Origin of the sequence: Arthrobacter crystallopoietes BAB-32 (assembly GCF_000328305.2) — a bacterium.
GTDB classification, from domain to species: Bacteria; Actinomycetota; Actinomycetes; order Actinomycetales; family Micrococcaceae; genus Crystallibacter; species Crystallibacter crystallopoietes_A.
Genome location: NZ_ANPE02000069.1, coordinates 55,396 through 72,365 on the forward strand (window position 1 = coordinate 55,396; position 16,970 = coordinate 72,365).

The 16,970-nt window shown below is 64.7% G+C and carries 15 protein-coding genes; all 15 read right to left on the reverse strand.

What is annotated here, in order from left to right; all coding sequences use genetic code 11:
• Positions 1 to 40: 40 nt before the first annotated feature.
• Positions 41 to 2,869: a DEAD/DEAH box helicase gene (locus D477_RS03530; protein ID WP_005267365.1), complete on the reverse strand. Its 2,829-nt coding sequence runs from the start codon at positions 2,867 to 2,869 to the stop codon at positions 41 to 43.
• A 48-nt stretch (positions 2,870 to 2,917) separates the two neighbouring features.
• Positions 2,918 to 3,763, reverse strand: coding sequence for a twin-arginine translocase subunit TatC (gene tatC / locus D477_RS03535; protein ID WP_005267366.1), 846 nt, complete (start codon positions 3,761 to 3,763; stop codon positions 2,918 to 2,920).
• Positions 3,764 to 3,768: 5 nt separating this feature from the next.
• Positions 3,769 to 4,053: a Sec-independent protein translocase subunit TatA gene (gene tatA / locus D477_RS03540; protein WP_005267367.1), complete on the reverse strand. Its 285-nt coding sequence runs from the start codon at positions 4,051 to 4,053 to the stop codon at positions 3,769 to 3,771.
• Positions 4,054 to 4,087: 34 nt separating this feature from the next.
• On the reverse strand, positions 4,088 to 4,429 hold the full coding sequence (locus D477_RS03545; protein WP_005267368.1) for a hypothetical protein: 342 nt from the start codon (positions 4,427 to 4,429) through the stop codon (positions 4,088 to 4,090).
• A 2-nt stretch (positions 4,430 to 4,431) separates the two neighbouring features.
• Positions 4,432 to 6,441, reverse strand: a complete 2,010-nt coding sequence (locus D477_RS03550) for a helix-turn-helix transcriptional regulator (RefSeq protein WP_005267369.1) — start codon at positions 6,439 to 6,441, stop codon at positions 4,432 to 4,434.
• A 105-nt stretch (positions 6,442 to 6,546) separates the two neighbouring features.
• Positions 6,547 to 6,942: an FKBP-type peptidyl-prolyl cis-trans isomerase gene (locus D477_RS03555; RefSeq protein ID WP_005267370.1), complete on the reverse strand. Its 396-nt coding sequence runs from the start codon at positions 6,940 to 6,942 to the stop codon at positions 6,547 to 6,549.
• 34 nt (positions 6,943 to 6,976) lie between these two features.
• Positions 6,977 to 7,867 (reverse strand): FKBP-type peptidyl-prolyl cis-trans isomerase, encoded by an 891-nt coding sequence (locus D477_RS03560; RefSeq protein ID WP_005267371.1) that lies wholly within the window; start codon positions 7,865 to 7,867, stop codon positions 6,977 to 6,979.
• A gap of 105 nt (positions 7,868 to 7,972) precedes the next feature.
• On the reverse strand, positions 7,973 to 9,334 hold the full coding sequence (gene pafA, locus D477_RS03565) for a Pup--protein ligase (RefSeq protein ID WP_005267372.1): 1,362 nt from the start codon (positions 9,332 to 9,334) through the stop codon (positions 7,973 to 7,975).
• Position 9,335: 1 nt separating this feature from the next.
• The gene (gene prcA / locus D477_RS03570) at positions 9,336 to 10,064 is read right to left on the reverse strand and encodes a proteasome subunit alpha (RefSeq protein WP_005267373.1); all 729 of its coding nucleotides are present in this window, start codon (positions 10,062 to 10,064) and stop codon (positions 9,336 to 9,338) included.
• A 2-nt stretch (positions 10,065 to 10,066) separates the two neighbouring features.
• Positions 10,067 to 10,909, reverse strand: a complete 843-nt coding sequence (gene prcB / locus D477_RS03575) for a proteasome subunit beta (RefSeq protein WP_005267374.1) — start codon at positions 10,907 to 10,909, stop codon at positions 10,067 to 10,069.
• 3 nt (positions 10,910 to 10,912) lie between these two features.
• On the reverse strand, positions 10,913 to 11,119 hold the full coding sequence (locus D477_RS03580; protein ID WP_005267375.1) for a ubiquitin-like protein Pup: 207 nt from the start codon (positions 11,117 to 11,119) through the stop codon (positions 10,913 to 10,915).
• A gap of 42 nt (positions 11,120 to 11,161) precedes the next feature.
• Positions 11,162 to 12,766, reverse strand: coding sequence for a depupylase/deamidase Dop (gene dop, locus D477_RS03585; RefSeq protein ID WP_005267376.1), 1,605 nt, complete (start codon positions 12,764 to 12,766; stop codon positions 11,162 to 11,164).
• A gap of 14 nt (positions 12,767 to 12,780) precedes the next feature.
• Entirely contained in the window at positions 12,781 to 14,529 is a 1,749-nt protein-coding gene (gene arc / locus D477_RS03590) for a proteasome ATPase (RefSeq protein ID WP_005267377.1), read from the reverse strand.
• 179 nt (positions 14,530 to 14,708) lie between these two features.
• Positions 14,709 to 15,743, reverse strand: a complete 1,035-nt coding sequence (locus tag D477_RS03595; RefSeq protein ID WP_005267379.1) for a tRNA (adenine-N1)-methyltransferase — start codon at positions 15,741 to 15,743, stop codon at positions 14,709 to 14,711.
• Positions 15,744 to 15,834: 91 nt separating this feature from the next.
• The coding region (locus D477_RS03600) for a site-2 protease family protein (RefSeq protein ID WP_005267380.1) at positions 15,835 to 16,970 on the reverse strand (1,136 nt) is incomplete at its 5' end.

Genomic DNA, 16,970 nt, shown 5'->3' on the forward strand with positions numbered 1-16,970 from the left:
GAACCCATCGCCCGGCGTTCAGCCGGCGCCGCGGGCTCTGCTATTCACTGACCACCGAGTAGGCGACGACGCCGCGCCGGACCAAGGTGATCGCCTGGCGGCAGAGTGCCACGAGGTGCGGGTCCATGTCAGGGACCTTGACGAGCTGGTCCAGCAAGTCGATCACCTGCTTGGCCCAGCGCACAAAGTCTCCGGCGGCCAGTTCCGTGCCTTGCAGCGCGGTCAGCAGCGAGCGGCCCTGGGCCCACTTGTACATCGGCCACACCAGGCCCAGTTCCGGTTCCCCGCTCAGGGGCAGCTTGTGTTGCTCTTCCCGGTCGTTCAGGACGGACCATTCCCGTACGGCGATGTCGACGGCCGTCTCCAGGGAGACGCTCGGCATCTTCGGGCGGATGCCTGTTTCCTCCCGCTTGGCTTGGAAAACCAAGCTGGAGACGAACGCGGCCACCTCCGCCGCGTCCAGATCATCAAAAGCTCCTGCCTGCAGGCACAGCGCCACCAGCAGGTCACGGTCTCCATAGATCCGCCTGAGGCGGTTGCCGGACTCGCTGATGGTGACCCGGCCGTCCGGATGAGCTTGCAGATAGCCGTAGGTATCCAACAGGTCGCATACCCGGTCGAACGTCTTGGCGATGGTGTTGGTCCGCCCCTGGATCTGTCCCATCAGCTGGTCGGTTTCCTTGCGCAGCTTCCACCAGCGCTCGGACCAGCGGGCGTGGTCTTCACGATCGCTGCAGCCATGGCAGGGATGGGACTTGAGCTTCCGCCGTAGCTCGACGATCCGGCGTTCCTGCCCTTCGGTCCCGGGCGCCTCGAACTCCTGCCGGCCGCTGCCCCGCCGCGGGGGCCGGTTCTCGTGCAGGGCATTCCGCACCGATGATGCCAGGTCCCGGCGTTCTTTGGGGCTGCGGCCGTTGAAGCTCTTCGGGACGCGGATGGTCGAGAGGACTTCGACCGGACCATCGAGATCCTGGGCAGAGATCCGCCGGATCTGCTTGTCAATCGTCAGGACGGTGGGCCGGGGTTCGTGACCGGAGGGATCCACGGCCAGGATGACGGCATATCCTTCGTTGCGACCGCCAGGCACATCGATGATGTCGCCGCGGCGCAGGCGTTCGAGTGATGCCACAGCGGCCGAGCGCAGGTGCCGGCTGCGGGATTTTGCTGACTGGTTCTCGGCGTCTTTGAGCTCGCGCCTCAGCCGGGCATATTCTGTGAAGTCGCCCAGGTGGCAGGTCATGGCCTTCGCATACCCGGCAAGGGACTCCTCGCGGCTGCGCACCTGCTTCGCCAGCCCGACGACTGAGCGGTCCGCTTGGAACTGGGCGAACGAGGTTTCCAGGATTTCCCGTGCCCGGATGCGCCCGAATTGTGCGATGAGGTTGACGGACATGTTGTAGGTCGGCCGGAAACTTGAGTTGAGCGGGTATGTCCGCCGCGAGGCCAAGCCTGCCACCGCTGCCGGATCCGTGCCGGGTTGCCACAGCACCACGGCATGGCCTTCGACGTCGATCCCCCGCCGCCCTGCCCGGCCGGTGAGCTGGGTGTACTCCCCCGCTGTGATGTTCACGTGGCTTTCGCCATTGAACTTGTCGAGCTTTTCCAGCACGACCGTCCGTGCTGGCATATTGACGCCGAGAGCGAGGGTCTCAGTGGCGAATACTGCCCGCACCAGTCCGTCGGCGAAGAGCTTCTCGACGACTTCCTTGAACGTTGGCAACATGCCGGCATGGTGCGCCGCGATTCCCCTGATGAGCCCTTCCCGCCACAACCAGAAGCCCAACACGGCCAGGTCTTCTTCCGGGATCTCCCGGGCTGCCTCATCGACCCGCCGGGCGATAATCTCCCGTTCGCGTTCCGTGGTCAGCCAGAGCCCGGCGTCGAGGCATTGCCGTACGGCGGCGTCGCAGCCGTTGCGGGAAAAAATGAAGGTGATGGCTGGAAGCAGGCCTTCTTTGTCCAGACGTGCGATGACCTCCGGGCGCGATGCCCGCCGGATCCGGCTGACAGGTTGCTGCGGACGGGATGGCGGCCGCTTCCCGCGTCGGCCGGCCGGGCGGCCCCAGTTGGAGGCCCGGTTGAGCTTCTGCTCCGAGTAGGCCAGTTCCAGCAACTCGGGGTTGACCTCGTATCTGCTGCCGGCGCCGGTGCCGGACGACAAAGCCGGCACCGCTTCATCGAATGCGATGTCCGAGGCGAAGAGGTCCAGGATGTCCGGCCCCACCATGACGTGCTGCCAGAGCGGTACCGGGCGGTGCTCGGAGACCACGACGTCGGTGTCCCCGCGGACGGTATCCAGCCAAGCACCGAATTCTTCTGCGTTGGAGACAGTCGCGGAGAGGGAAACCAGCCGTACTTCACTGGGAAGGTGGATGATGACCTCTTCCCAGACCGCGCCGCGGAACCGGTCCGCCAGGTAATGGACCTCATCCATCACCACGTAACCGAGCTCGAGGAGGGTATCCGAATTGGCGTAGAGCATGTTCCGCAGGACTTCGGTCGTCATCACCACAACGTCTGCATGCGGGTTGACGGATACGTCGCCGGTCAGCAGGCCGACCCGGTCCGGGCCGTACACCTGGACGAGCTCGGTGTACTTTTGGTTGCTCAGCGCCTTGATGGGCGTTGTATAGAACGCTTTGAGCCCCCGCTGGAAGGCCAGGTAAATGGCGAACTCGCCCACCACAGTCTTGCCTGCGCCGGTAGGCGCCGCGACCAGGACGCCCCGGCCCCGTTCGAGCGCTTCGCAGGCTTCGCGCTGGAACGGGTCCATTTCGAATCCGAGCGTTTGGGAAAACGCATAGAGCCGGGTCTTGCGGTGCTCCGTTCTGGCCTTCGCTTCACGGTACCGCTCGGATGGGGAACTCATACTAAAAGCCTAGTGGCTGGCGGGAGCGACGGCTGCGCCCCGATGCAATCAGGCCTCGGCAGGGCCTTCGAGGTCCTTGAGCGGCGTGGCCGTGTCCGCCGACGCCTCGACTTCTTCTTCACGTTCCTTGCGCTTGCGTGCACGGCGCTTGTCGTTGAGCAGGCAGATGCCGACGGCGACGAAGAACAGCGCCAGCAGCGGTCCGGCGAGGAGGAACATCGACGTGGCGTCGGGCCCCGGCGCGGCCATGGCCGCAACGACACACACCACGAACACGACGATGCGCCAGCTCTTGACGACCTGCTTGCCCGACACCAGCCCGGCGAAGTTAATGCCGACCAGCACCACCGGCAGCAGGAAGGCAACGCCAAGGGACAGGAACATGCGCATGACGAACGTCAAGTAGTCCGTTGCCAGGATCTGGTTGACGCCGCCCTCCGGCGTGAACATGGTCAGCACCTTGACGATTTCGGGCAGCACGATCCACCCGAAGTAGATGCCGAGCAGGAACAGCGGAACAGCAGCAAGCATGAAGCCGAGAGTGTAGCGCCGTTCCTTCTGCTTGAGGCCGGGCGTGATGAACGCCCAGATCTGGTAGATCCAGACCGGGGAACTCACCAGCAGGCCGAGGAAGATCGAAACCTGGATCTTGAGGTCGAACGGAGAACCCACGCTGCCGTAGTTGATTTCCGCCCGCCGGCCTTCTTCAGCCGAAATCTCCATCAGCGGCTGCTGTACGGCCACCATGACCGGGTCGTACAGGAACCAGCCGGCGACAGCGCCCAGCAGTACGGCGATGCCCGAAACAACCAGCCGGTTGCGCAGTTCCTTAATGTGCTCTTTGAGGGCCATCCGGCCTTCGGGATTGGCCTTGCGTCCCTTGGTCCGCGCCATTGGCCTTACTGCTGGCTGGGCGGATGGGTTCCGCCGTTGGCGTTCGGAGCCTGGTCGCGGTTGCTGCCGGTGTTCCTCGGCGGATTGACCACTCGCCCTTCGACCGGCTCATCAGCTGCGCCGGCATCGGAAGAATTCTCGTCCTTCATCTGCTTCACTTCGGACTTGAAGATGCGCAGCGACTGACCCACGCTGCGGGCAAGACCCGGCAATTTCGGCGCACCGAAGAGCAGCAGGACAATGATGACCAGAATGATGATTGTCCACGGGTTGTCGAAGAGTCGTCCCATTACGTGGTTCCTTTCGTATCGATTCAATCCTACGTCAAGAGAACTTGACGTCGCGCAGTGACTGCCGCTGCCCGCGGGCGGACCTTCTGGCGACCCGCCGTTCCCGGCGTGCCTCGCGGCGCACTGACTTACCATCCAGGTAGCGTTCCCTTGCTACGGCAGGATCGAGGAAAATGGCCGGTTCGAAGGGGGTGCCTTCCCCGCTTTCCACGGCCGGGGCAGAACCAAACGCGGCTTCCAACTTTCCCGCAGCTGTCTCAAATTCTTGCAAAGTCTTCATGAACGACCGGAAAATCCAGACTGCGAGAAACCCCACAAACAGCAGTGAGAGAGCCGCCACTGCAACCCAGAGGAATATCCAGAACCACCAATCCATGCCTACGAGTCTAGTCCGCCGGCCTTGGAGATTTCCGAATATGCTGCCAGCGCCGCGGTGAGCCACTCGCGGGTGGTCACGGCCAGCTCCGGAGGCTCAACGACCGTTACCTCGCCGCCGTGACGTGCCACGAGCTGGGGGATGATCGCGGTGGTGCCGAGGCGCAGTTCCGCTATCAGGCTGCCGTCGGGCAACGTGCACCGGCGTTCGGCATTGTACTGGTCGGCCAGGTCCGCCAAGCGCGGAGACAGGTGCAGCACGGCCAGCTGGTCTGTCTCCCGCGGAGTGAAGAGGGACTGGGGAAACTCGGAGCTGCGGCCGCCCGGCGGCTGGAAGGTGCGGCCGGTCCGCTCCAAGCCGCGGATCTTGTCCGCACGGAACTGCCGGACAGCCTGTTTGTCATGGCACCACGCCTCGGTATACCAGTGCCCGTTGACGGCGAAGACCTGAAGCGGATCGATCTCCCGCACGGTCATCTCGTCCCGCGAGGAAACCAGGTACTCGATGCGCAGGGTTTCCCCGGCGGCCACGGCATCCTGCAGGGCCTGCACTTCCGCCGTCGTGGTCCGGGCATCGAAGTCGGCAGCCAAGGAACGGTGCAGGCCGTGCTCCCCGCCGGTCGCATCCAGCAGCTTGCTCAGCGCGCTGCGCAGTGCGGGCCGCTCCCCTACTCCCGGAACGGTCTCCAGGGCCTGCAGCCCCACCACCAGTGACAACGCCTCGTCCAGGCTCATCCGCACGGTGGAGGAAATCTCCTCCGCATTCTCGATGAAAATCGAGTCATTGTCCCAGTGCACTTCGATCAGCTGGTCCGGTCCGTAACCGGGAGTACCGCAGACGAAAAGCAGGTTCAGGTCCTTGATCAGCTGGGCCCGGCTGACCCCGAATTTCTCTGCCGTCGCACCTAGTTCGGCACCAGGGTTCGCGCTGATATAGGAGACAAGATCCAGCAGCCGGGGCAGGTGGTCCAGCGAGGACGTCTTCTTGTGGCCGGCGGATGCAGCGGCCGCAGGAAGGGTGTACGACGGCGGCGTCCGCGCCGCGGCGTCAAGGGCACCTTGGAAACGGCGCACGACGGCGGCCACAAGCTCCGCCGGTTCCAAAGCGACGGCGGTGGCACCGTGTGAGGCGACTTCTTCGGCCAGGATCTCCACGTCCGAGTACGGACACTGCACCTCGTCCCAGCCTTCGGGAACAGAAGCTTTAGGGGATGCCGGTACGGCCGACGTCCGCAATGATTGAGCCCGGCCATGGCGCAGGAGCAGCCTGGCCGTGCCCTGTTCCCGCTCCGGATCCAGGGCATCGAGAGCTGCCCGCATGGTGAACTCTTCGGGAACTGATACGTCCCCGCTGAGTTTCTTGATTCCCGACGTGATCCGGGAAAGCCGGAAAGTCCGCTGACCGCCGCGGTCGGTGTCGAAGCCGGACAGATACCAGTGGCCAAACCGGTTGCCCAAGCCCCAAGGTTCGACGTGCCTGGTGGTGGTGTCGGCATTGTTCGCGGCGCGGTACTCAAACGACACCGGGTAGCGCCCGGTGAGGGCTTTGAGCAGTTCATCGAAGGCCGGTTCGGCCGTCCGCAGCCGGGGTTCGATGCCGATGGGGGAATCGCCGTCCGACAACGCGCCGTGCACATCCAGCCGGCGTACGGCGCGGGCAGCGGCAGAACCCAGCGAGGCCTGCTGCCAGATCCTCGATGCCAGGGACAGGACCGCCGTCTCCTCCGGTGTGAAAGCCAGTTCCGGGAGGCGGTACGCCTTGCGGTCGATCCGGTAGCGCTTGACGGCATGGTCAGCGTCGAAGAAGGCCTCCTCGCTGAAGGTCTCCACGGGGACACCCATTTCCCGCAGGTCCTCCTTGTCCCGCTCGAAGATCCGGTTGAAGGCTTCTTCGGTGGCGGCCTCGCGGTACGGCTGGATCAGCGATCGCAGTTCCTCCTTGCTGTACCCGCGCTGGCGTTCGAGCAAGGCAATGAGGAGGTTCAGCAGACGTTCAGTCTTGGACGCAGACATAGTTCCAACGTTACTGGCAGAGTGCGGCAACGCCGCTTAAGCGGACCGGGGTGCAGCAACGATGAATGTTCGTTACTGCACCCCGGTCCAGGTCTGGAGGCGCTGTCAGCGGACGCCGAGCAGGTCCACCACGAAGATGAGCGATTCGCCCGGCGCGATGGCGGCGCCGGCACCACGCTGGCCGTAAGCGAGCTCGGAAGGGATCTCGAGCCGGCGCCGGCCGCCGACCTTCATGCCCAGCAGGCCCTGGTCCCACCCTTGGATGACCTGTCCGACGCCGACGCGGAAGTCGAGCGGTGCTCCGCGGTTCCAGGAAGCATCGAACTCTTCGCCGGTCGACCAAGCGACGCCAACGTAATGGGTCGAGACAGTGTCGCCGGGCTTGGCTTCCGCGCCGGTCCCGACGATGATGTCTTCGATGCGCAGCTCGGTGGGCGCTTCGGTTCCGGGGAAATCGATTTCCGGCTTCTGCCGGTCATACTCGCGCTTGCCAAAGGACATGGATGGGTACCTTCCTCGCAGGTGATGGAGACAGTTACTTTACTTCAGTCAGTTCGACGTAGAAGACCAAGTCGCCGGCGGCGTCGCCCTGGCCCTGGGTGTAGGCGAGTTCGGTCGGGATGGTCAGGACGACCTTGGCGCCTTCCTTCAGGCCGGTCAGACCTTGCGTCCAGCCCGGAATCACGCCGCTGAGGGGGAACTCCGTGGGCTCGCCGCGGGAGAAGCTGGAGTCGAACTGCTTGCCCTGGGCCCAGTTCCAGCCGGTGTAGTGGGCCTTGACCGTGCTCTCGGCGGTTGCTTCCTTGCCCTCGCCTTCCTCGAGCACCTGGACGATCAGGTTCTCCGGCGCCTCGGTTCCCTCCGGAATCTTCACCGAGGGAACCCCCTTGTCATCGAAGCTCACTTCCGGCAGCTTGCCGGCCTTCTCCAGCTCGGCGACCTCCTTGGCGTCCGCCTTGGTGCCCTCGTTCTTGACCCGCTCGATGTCGAGGATGAGCAGCTGCGGCTTTTGTGCCGGGGCACTGGCGCCGGAGGCAGTCTCAGGCTTCACATAGTAGGCCACCTGGTCCCCCGCCTTGGCACCTTCCAGCGCGTCGTAGAGGGTTGGGTCGACCTGCTTCATCTCCTCGTTGATTTCAAGAGTCTGGGCCGCGACAGAGTCGTACGTGTCCCCCGTCGGTTCGCCGGTCGTGGCGTCGAACTGGGCGAACTGGAAGCGGATCCACTGGCCATCGGCGGCACCTGCGCCTTCACCGGATCCCTGCTGGATAACCTGGGCAGTCGATTTCGGCAGTTCCAACGGTGCGTCGAATTCCACGGACGGAGCAGCGCCGGCCTCACCTTGGGTAACGGAGACGTCGTCCAGGCTGTCGGATCCTTCCGAGGAGCCGCACGCCGTCAGCAGGAGGGCAGCCGGCAGAAGCATTGCTAGAAATTTGCGCACAGTACTACTTTCGTCAGGTGCATCGGCAGGTCAGCGGAACCGCCGGAACCGCTGTGGGCCATTGTCGCAGAGAAACCTTAACTCCGTTCACAGCGTGGCCAGCAGGGCATCCACTCTCTCGTCCGCATTCTTGAACGGGTCTTTGCACAGGATGGTCTGTTGCGACCGGTCGTTGAGCTTCAGATGCACCCAGTCCACCGTGAAGTCCCGCCCATGCTCCCGGGCTGCTCGGACGAAGTCACCGCGCAGCTTGGCCCGGGTCGTTTGCGGCGGATTGTCGACGGCGGACTTCACTTCCGGTTCCTGCACCACCCGGGCGGCTTCGCCGCGGGCCTGCAGCAGGAAGAACAAACCGCGGCGGCGGGAAATGTCGTGGTATGCCAGGTCGAGTTGGGCCACGCGCGCCGAGTCCAGGTCGAGTCCATGCCGCTGGCTGAACCTGTCGATGAGCTTTTTCTTGATGGCCCAGTCAATTTCCGTGTCGATGCGCGAATAGTCCCGTGCTTCGACGGCATCCAGTGTCCGGTTCCACAGGTCCAGGATCCGGCCGATGTGTGGATTGTGCGCCCCGTTGGCCTGGACGAAAGCTTCGGCTTTGGCCAGGTACTCGCGCTGCATTTGGAGCGCGTTCATGTCCTTGCCGTTGGCCAGGCGAAGCGGGCGGGACCCGGTCAGGTCGTGGGATATGTCCCTAATGCTGCGGATGGGGTTCTCCAGCCGCAGATCGCGCATGATCACGCCCGCTTCGATCATGCGCAGCAGGAGGTCGACCGTGCCGACCTTCAGCAGCGTGGTTGTTTCGGACATATTCGAATCGCCGTTGATCACGTGCAGGCGGCGGTAGAACTCGGCGTCGGCGTGCGGCTCATCCCGGGTATTGATGATGGGACGCGACCGCGTGGTCGCCGACGACACGCCCTCCCAGATATGGTCCGCCCGCTGGGAGAAAGCATAAAGGGAACCGTTCTGGGTCCGGAGCACCTTTCCGGCGCCGACCAGCACCTGCCTGGTCACGAGGAACGGGATGAGGATGTCAGCCAGCCGAGAGAATTCGAGCTTCCGCGGGATCAGGTAGTTCTCATGGCTGCCGTAGGAGTTGCCCGCCGAGTCCGTATTGTTCTTGAACAGATAAACACTGCCGTCGAAGCCTTCGTGGCGGAGCCGGTCCTGGGCCTCGTTCATGAGGTCCTCGAGGATCAGCTCCCCCGCCCTGTCCTGGGCGATGAGCTGGGCCACGTCGTCGCACTCCGCCGTGGCATACTCCGGATGGGACCCCACGTCCAGGTACAGCCTTGAGCCATTGGTCAGGAACACATTGGACGACCTGCCCCACGTCACCACCTTGCGGAAGAGGTAGCGCGCCACTTCTTCGGGCGACAGCGGCCGCGAGTCAGGAGCCGAGTAGGAGATTCCGAATTCGGTCTCTATGCCGAAGATGCGCCTGTCCATGTCATTTCCCCAATATCTCCGTCACTTCTGCCGCAGAAAGCCTGCGGAAGGCCCTCCGGCTGCCCCGGCTCGACTCCGGATCCCGGTCCAGCACAGCGACTTCCAACTGCCCCGGGCCCAGACGGGGCGGTGCTGCGCTGCCTTCGTCTGCCCCATTGGCGGCCGTACCGGCCAGCGCCGAGACCGCTGCCCGGATGACTCCGGCAAAATCCTGTCCGGTCTCCCAGTCAGAGCGCAACGACCCGGTCAGAGTATCCGTCTGGCCGCCCATGACGACGAAGTCCGGTTCGTCGGCGATGGAACCATCGAAGGTGAGCCGGTACAAGTGGTCCTCAGCCTGCCGGAGGCCGACTTCGGCGACCGCCAGTTCGACTTCGAAGGGCTTGCTGTCGGCTGTAAAGACCGTGCCAAGGCTCTGGGCATAGACGCTGGCCAGGCCCCGGGCCGTGACATCATCCCGGTCGTAGGAATAGCCGCGAACGTCGGCATAGCGGACGCCCGCTTGCCGCAGGCTCTCGAACTCGTTGTACTTGCCGACGGCGGCAAAGGCGATCCTGTCGTAGATTTCGCCGATCTTGTGGAGCGAAGGCGAGGGGTTCTCGGCCACCAGGGCGATGCCCTCGCGGCAGCTGAGGACGATGACCGACCTGCCGCGCGCAATGCCTTTCCGGGCGAAATCCGCCCGGTCCTTCATCAGCTGTTCCGGAGAGACATAGAACTGCTGTGTCATGGCTACGCCTCCCTTCCGGCGACGGCGCGGGAGGCGATGACGCCCTCTGCGGCGGCGGCGAGTTCGCGTTCCGGGATCCGGCGGGCTCCGGCGGCGTTGACCGTATAGACAACAGGCCACAGCTGGCGGACCACGTCCGGCCCGCCCGTGGCCGAGTCGTCGTCGGCAGCGTCGTAGAGGGCTTCCACGGCCACCAGCACGGCTTGGGCTTCATCCAGGTTGGGCTTCCACAGTTTCTTCAGCGATCCGCGGGCAAAGACCGAACCAGAGCCGACGGAATGGTGCTCCTGCTCTTCGTAACGTCCGCCGGTGACATCGTAGGAGAAAAGCCGGCCGACCCTCCGGTCCAGGTCGAAGCCTGCGAACAGCGGAATCACTGCAAGGCCCTGCAGCGCCATGGGCAGGTTTCCGCGGATCATGGCGCCGAGGCGGTTGGCCTTGCCTTCGAGGCTGAGCAGCGTGCCTTCGATCTTTTCGTAGTGCTCGAGTTCGACCTGGAACAGCCGGGTGACGTCCAGGGCGATGCCGGCCGTGCCGGCGATGCCCAGCACCGAGTACAGGTCCGCCGGGAAGACCTTTTCAATGTGCCGGCTGGCGATCATGTTCCCCATCGTTGCCCGCCGGTCCCCGGCCATGAGCACGCCGCCGGCGTAGGTCATGGCCACGATCGTCGTAGCATGCGGCGCCAGCGGCTCGGCCGAGGCACCTGTGGCAGCAGCGCCCGCCGTCCGGGCCCCCGGAAGCATGTCCGGAGCGCTCCGGGCCAAGTACTCGGTAAACGAAGACGTGGCCGCGTGCGAAATCTGCGAAAAGATGGAGTTGTGTCCGCCTGCCGGCAAGTTCATGGGTTACTGACCGCCTTTCTGGACAAAACCACGGACGAACTCTTCGGCATTCTGCTCCAGTACGCCGTCGATCTCGTCCAGCAGGTCGTCGGTGCCTTCGGTCTCGGTCCTGGCCCCTGCCTCAGGTGCCGGCTCCGGTGACTCCGGTACGTCGTCGTACTCTTCCTCGGTGGTACGGCCTTCCACGTTCTTGCGGTCCTGGGTTGCCATGATGGCCTCCTCTTCGTGGGGTTTGACACTGTTGCTTACTGCTTATCGTGCCACGTCCGGCCCGCTTTCCGGGCCCAGCAACGCGGAAATAAATTCCTCGGCCGAAGCGGCCTGTTCGAACAGCGGACCGGTTAGTTCCCGGGTCCCGCGGAGGGGCTCCCGGGTGGGGATCCGCTGCAGTTTCCGCCGGCTCGGGAGGTCGAAAATAACCGAATCCCAACTGGCTCCAACCACCTCGACCGGGAAGTGTTCAATGCACTTGCCGCGAAAGTACGCCCTGGTGTCCGGAGGCGGTTGGGACGCCGCGGCCGCGATCTGCTCGTCCGTGAAGAGCCGCTCCATCTTTCCCCGCGCGGCGAGGCGGTGGTAGAGGCCCTTTTCCGGCCGGACGTCCGCATACTGCAGGTCGATCAGCCCCAGCCGCGGATCGGACCACTCGAGCGAATCCCGGTCGCGGTACGCCTGCAGCAGCTTCAGCTTCGCCACCCAGTCGACCTGCGCCGCGGCGTCCATCGGGTCCCGGCGCAGGACGTCCAGCAGCGCGGCCCAACGCTGGAGCACGTCGGCGGTCTGGCCGTGGTCCTGGCCGTGTTTGCGGCAATGCTGCTGCGCCGCCTCGAGGTACATTTCCTGCAGATCCAGCCCGGTCACCATGGAGCCGTCCTTCAGCGCGACCTTCTGCTGCAGCGTCGGGTCGTGGCTGATGGCCTGCAGCGCCTGCACCGGCTCCTGGAGTTCGATCCGCGGAGCTTCGCCGTGCTCGATCATCGACAGGACCAGGGACGTTGTCCCGAGGCGCAGGTAGATCGAGGTCTCGCTCAGATTGGCATCACCGACGATCACGTGGAGCCGGCGGTACTTTTCCGCCACCGCGTGCGGCTCGTCCCGGGTATTGATAATCGGCCGCCGGATGGTCGTCTCCAGGCCCACTTCGGCTTCGAAGAAGTCCGCGCGCTGGCTGATCTGGTAGCCGGCGTGCCGCCCGGTGGTGCCGAGGCCCACCCGCCCGGAACCGCAGATGACCGGACGGGAGACGAAGAACGGGATCAATCCGGTGACAATGTGGCCGAAGGGCAGGCTGCGCGGCATCAGGTAGTTCTCGTGCGCGCCATACGAGACCGATTTGTTGTCCGTATTGTTCTTGTAGACATTGACCGGGGCAAAGCCGGGCGTGCGCCCGATCCTGCGCAGCGCCTGGAGAACGACGACGTCACCGGCTTTGTCCCACAGCACCGCGTCGCGGGGGCTGGTGACTTCGGGGCTGGAATATTCCGGGTGGGCATGGTCCACATACAAGCGGGCGCCGTTGCTGAGCACCATGTTCATCAGGACGCCGCCGGAACCGGGTTCTTCCGAGTAGAACTCGTTCGACGGCGGTCTTCCGCCGGCCAGCGCAATCTGCTCCGCATCCAGGACCGGCGGCATGTCCGTCAGCTGGGACGGGTCCGCGTTCTCTCGTGACACCGACCAGCCGCGGGCGTCATGCAGCGGTTCCTCGTCGGTGTAGTCCCAGCGCGTCCCTGCCAGGTTGCCCTTGCCGCCACGCACTGTGGCGGCGTAGGCGTTGATGATCTGGGACGAGAGCACCGTTGAGTTGGCCAGCGGATCGCTCGGAGCATGGATGCCATACTCCGTCTCGGTTCCCATCACCCTGATGACACTCACAGATACTGCCCCGTGTTCGCCGTCGTCTCGATGGCCTTCCCGGCCTCCTGGCCTTCCTTGCCCTGGATGATGGTGCGGATATAGGTGATCCGCTCTCCCTTCTTGCCGGAAATGCGCGCCCAGTCGTCCGGGTTGGTGGTGTTGGGCATGTCCTCGTGCTCGCGGAATTCATCCACGACGCCGCGCAGCAGGTGCTCTATGCGCAGGCCCTTCTGCTGATTGGTCAGCAGATCCTTGATGGCGTTCTTCTTGGCCCGGTCCACCACGTTCTGGATCACCGCACCGGAGTTGAAGTCCTTGAAGTAGAGCATCTCCGTATCGCCGCTGGCGTAGGTGACCTCCAGGTACTCGGTGGTCTTCTCCTTCGCGTACATCGCCTCGACGGTGCGCTGGATCATCGCATCCACTGTCGCCTGGCGGTCGTTGCCATGTTCGGTCAGGTCGTCGTCGTGGATCGGCAGGTCCGTGGTGATGTACTTGGCGAAGATGTCGGCAGCTGCTTCGGCATCCGGACGCTGGATTTTGATCTTGACGTCGAGCCGGCCGGGGCGCAGGATCGCCGGATCAATCATGTCCTCACGGTTCGAAGCACCGATGACGATGACATTCTCCAGTTTCTCCACGCCGTCGATCTCGCTCAGCAGCTGCGGAACGATCGTGGTTTCGACGTCGGAGGAGACACCGGTGCCACGGGTGCGGAACAGCGAATCCATCTCGTCGAAGAAGACCACCACCGGGCTGCCGTCCGATGCCTTCTCGCGGGCGCGGGCAAAGATCAGCCGGATATGGCGCTCGGTTTCGCCGACATATTTGTCCAGCAGCTCAGGGCCCTTGATGTTGAGGAAGTAGCTGCGGGTCCCTTCGGAGCCCCCGCGTTCCAGGGCACGGGCAGCCAGCGAATTCGCCACTGCCTTGGCGATCAAAGTCTTGCCGCAGCCGGGAGGACCGTAGAGCAGGATGCCCTTGGGCGCCTTCAGCCCGTGCTCGCGGTAGAGGTCCGGGTAGAGGAACGGCAGTTCCACAGCGTCCCGGATCTCGTCGATCTGCGGGCCAAGGCCGCCGATATCCTGGTAGGAAATATCCGGCACTTCCTCAAGGATCAGGTTCTCGACCTCGCTGCGCGGAATCTTTTCCAGCGCATAGCCCGTCCGGGAGTCGATCGAAACGGCATCGCCCACACGAATCCGCTCCCGCAGCAATTCGCCGGAGAGTTTGACGACCCGCTCTTCGTCCGCCCGCCCGATCACGAGGATCCGGTCAGGACCAAGGAGCTCCTTGATCGTGACCAGTTCGCCGGAGCGCTCGAAGCCGAGCGCGGCAATGATGGTGAGGGACTCGTTCAGGAGCACTTCCTGGCCCGGATTCAACTGGGCGAGGTTGATCAGCGGACTGACGGCCACGCGCAGCTTGCGCCCGGACTGGATAATGTCCACGCTTTCCTGGGTGGTCGCCGTCGTGCTGACACCGGTCCGCGGCGGCTGCTTCTGGTTGACCTGCAGGATCGTGGCGAAGCTGAAGGGCGTCTCGCCGTCCCGCTCCAAGGCGGCCTTGAGGCGGACAATTTCGGCTTTCGCGGACTCCAGTGTGGCAACCAGGCGGGAGTTGTTCGCGGTGGCTGCTGCGAGTTGCTTGTCGAGGTTGCGGATCTTGTCCCTGAGGACGTTGACCTGCCGCTGCGCGATGGTCAGTTCGGTTGCCTGTGGTGCAGCCGGTACCGGATCGTTGGCTTGGTTCTGTTCGTTCATCACCGCAACCTTCTCTCTGGAGTCGGGGACCCTTCCTAAGACCCTAACCTCCGATGCCCGTGACAGACATCTATTTGAGAAGGAAACGCTGAACTCGTTCGGGTAATTCCATGCTTGACCGGACTAGGTAAAATGCCCGGCCGAAGCGGCATTCCGCCGGGCTTAGGGTAGGACGCGACTTAGTCCTTGTCCCGGTCCTTGAACGCGCCGCGCTGGACCGTGGAGGCGGCGTCCTTGGCCGCCCGCCGCAGCTTGCGGTCTGAGACGACGCGTTCACCAAGGGTCTCCGGGCTCCAGTCGCCGTCGCGCGGGGTCCAGGTCTGCAGGTCCTCATCGCTGAACTCGGTCTTCGACGGCCGCCGTTTCGGGCTGATGCCGGTCACGCCTTCGGCAAGCCGGCGCGCCGTGAGCAGGAAGCCGGTGTGGGCGACCATCCGGTGATCCGGACGCACGGCCAGGCCTTCCAGATGCCAGCCGCGGACCATGGATTCCCAGGCATTCGGCTCGGTGAAACGGCCGTCCGCCCTGATGGCCTCGGCCGTCCGCGAGAGCTGGGTGACGGTAGCAACGTAGTTGATCCAGACGCCGCCGGGGGCCAGCACCGTGGCCACCGCGTCGAGGCATTCCCAGGGGGCCAGCATGTCCAGGACGACCCGGTCCACGCTGCCGGGCTCCTCCTGCTTGACGACCTCGTCCTGGAAATCGCCGATGCTGATGTTCCACGCCGGATGGGCGCCGCCGAAGATCGTCTCCACATTTCCCCGGGCCACCTCGGCGAATTCCTCACGGCGTTCAAAGGAATGCAGGTAGCCCTGGTCCCCCACTGCCCGCAGCAGCGAGATGCTCAATGCGCCCGAGCCGACGCCGGCCTCCACCACGCGTGCACCGGGAAAGATGTCTGCCATGGTGATGATCTGTCCGGCGTCCTTCGGGTAGACCACGGCAGCGCCGCGCGGCATCGAGAGCACGAAGTCGGAGAGCAGCGGCCGCAGCGCCTGGTACCGGTGGCCGGTGTCGTTGCTGACCACGCAGCCTTCCGGCTGGCCAATGACGGCATCGTGGGCCAGCAGGCCCTTGTGCGTATGGAAGGCTCCGCCGGGGGTCAGCGTGACCGTGTTCATCCGGCCTTTTTCGTCCGTCAGCTGGACGCGTTCGCCGGGGCGGAAGGGACCGCGGCGCTGATCGGCTCCGGTGGGGCTGGTGGCAGGACTCATGCTTCGACTACTTCCGGTTGGTGGCAGGAACCCGGGACAGCGGGCTTGACGATTCTATGCTGGCGGCAGGAGCGTGCACCTGCGCTTGGCGTTACCGGTTGCGGCCGGTAATCGCGCGCACCACGGCGTCTTGGTCGAGCAGCCCGGTGACATAGCCGTCCTGGTCAACGACGGCGTATTCGGTGCCCGACAGCGCGGCAAGGTACTGCACGAGCTCCTGTCCGGCGGCCCATTCGGGGACGTAGGCCCCCGGCGCCAAGGCCCGGGCGGCGGCGGATGCGGCAGTGCCGGCGGCGCCTGCGTCCGGAACCTGCTGCAGGGCAACAGGGTCGACGATCGCCTCAGGCTGGCCGGTGGGCGCTGTCAGTACGACGGCGGAGCCCGGGTTTTGGTGCAGGGTTTCCCTGACCTGGGCAACAGAGGCCGTGGCGGGGACACCGACCGCCGGGCGCTTCAGCGATCCGGCGTAGACCTGAGGGAGGCGCAGCCTTAGCTTGGCATTGGTGATCGCGGCACTGGCACCCATCCACAGGAAGCCCCCGACCAGCACCATAATGACCACGATCTGGAGATCCGGCTGGCGGCCCATCAGCAGTGGCCAACCGAGGACGGCGAGCACGGTGAGGACGACAATGATCCGGCCTGCCCAGCCTGCCGCCAGAGTGCCCTTCTCCTGGCTGCCGGTCGCCCGCCAAACCGCGGACTCCACCAAGCGGCCGCCGTCCAGCGGCAGGCCGGGAAGGATATTGAACAGCGCGACCAGGAAGTTGGCCCAGACAAAGATGTCGGTCAGCAGGTAGCCAACCGGGCTGGTGCGCATCAGGGGCAGCACGAGAATGCCCGCGCCGGCCAGGGCGAAGTTGGCCGCGGGACCGGACAGGGCCACCATCAGGGACTTGCCCGGAGTGGCCTTGAAACTCGCGAACTGGGTGTGTCCGCCCCAGAGATTGAGGACGATCTTGGCGGTTGGCCAGCCGAAGATCCGCGCGCTGACGGCATGGGCAAGTTCGTGCACCAATACGGAGATGAGCAGCAGCACAGCGTAGCCGAAGGCGACGATATAGGCGCCGATGCCCAGGCTGGGGATGGCCCGCTGGACCTGCGGGCCGAAGGTGATCACGATGAACGCGGCGATGATGAACCACGAGTAGGCCAGGACGACCGGCACCCCGGCGATCCGTCCCAGCGGAATGCCTTCGCGGCGTTCGGGCTCGGGCTCCGGGGTGG

Coding starts and splice junctions, on each gene's coding strand:
- tatC (WP_005267366.1), bottom strand. CDS start 3,763: ATGGCGCGGACCAAGGGACGCAAGGCCAATCCCGAAGGCCGGATGGCC.
- D477_RS03530 (WP_005267365.1), bottom strand. CDS start 2,869: ATGAGTTCCCCATCCGAGCGGTACCGTGAAGCGAAGGCCAGAACGGAG.
- D477_RS03550 (WP_005267369.1), bottom strand. CDS start 6,441: ATGTCTGCGTCCAAGACTGAACGTCTGCTGAACCTCCTCATTGCCTTG.
- prcB (WP_005267374.1), bottom strand. CDS start 10,909: ATGAACTTGCCGGCAGGCGGACACAACTCCATCTTTTCGCAGATTTCG.
- prcA (WP_005267373.1), bottom strand. CDS start 10,064: ATGACACAGCAGTTCTATGTCTCTCCGGAACAGCTGATGAAGGACCGG.
- arc (WP_005267377.1), bottom strand. CDS start 14,529: ATGAACGAACAGAACCAAGCCAACGATCCGGTACCGGCTGCACCACAG.
- D477_RS03560 (WP_005267371.1), bottom strand. CDS start 7,867: ATGCTTCTGCCGGCTGCCCTCCTGCTGACGGCGTGCGGCTCCTCGGAA.
- dop (WP_005267376.1), bottom strand. CDS start 12,766: ATGGGAACCGAGACGGAGTATGGCATCCATGCTCCGAGCGATCCGCTG.
- D477_RS03580 (WP_005267375.1), bottom strand. CDS start 11,119: ATGGCAACCCAGGACCGCAAGAACGTGGAAGGCCGTACCACCGAGGAA.
- tatA (WP_005267367.1), bottom strand. CDS start 4,053: ATGGGACGACTCTTCGACAACCCGTGGACAATCATCATTCTGGTCATC.
- D477_RS03555 (WP_005267370.1), bottom strand. CDS start 6,942: ATGTCCTTTGGCAAGCGCGAGTATGACCGGCAGAAGCCGGAAATCGAT.
- D477_RS03545 (WP_005267368.1), bottom strand. CDS start 4,429: ATGGATTGGTGGTTCTGGATATTCCTCTGGGTTGCAGTGGCGGCTCTC.
- pafA (WP_005267372.1), bottom strand. CDS start 9,334: ATGGACAGGCGCATCTTCGGCATAGAGACCGAATTCGGAATCTCCTAC.
- D477_RS03595 (WP_005267379.1), bottom strand. CDS start 15,743: ATGAGTCCTGCCACCAGCCCCACCGGAGCCGATCAGCGCCGCGGTCCC.